Consider the following 278-nt stretch of genomic DNA (forward strand, 5'->3'; position numbering starts at 1 on the left):
TGGATCGGTGCCGGCAGTACCATCCTCTTCGCCGTCCCGGCATTCCTCTTGATTGGTCTGGGGGACACCTGGTCTACCTTGGGTGGTCTGGCACTGGTCGCCTTCCCCGTGACCTTTTACGTGGCCAACCTCGCTTCGGCGCTCCCTGCGCTCTTCCCCACCGCGGGCCGCTACAGCTGCATGGGTATTGCCTATAACTTCTCCGTGGCGATCTTCGGCGGGACAACACCCTTCATTGTGCAGGGACTTATCAATGCAACCCGCGATGATATGGCACC

At 60.4% G+C, this 278-nt stretch carries 1 pseudogene; it reads left to right on the plus strand.

Annotation, left to right across the window (positions count from 1 at the left end):
* A pseudogene (locus SCA31_RS23125) lies at positions 1–278 on the plus strand (hypothetical protein); the annotation flags it as partial.

This window comes from Chryseobacterium sp. SIMBA_028 (assembly GCF_046535285.1).
Classification (GTDB): domain Bacteria; phylum Bacteroidota; class Bacteroidia; order Flavobacteriales; family Weeksellaceae; genus Chryseobacterium.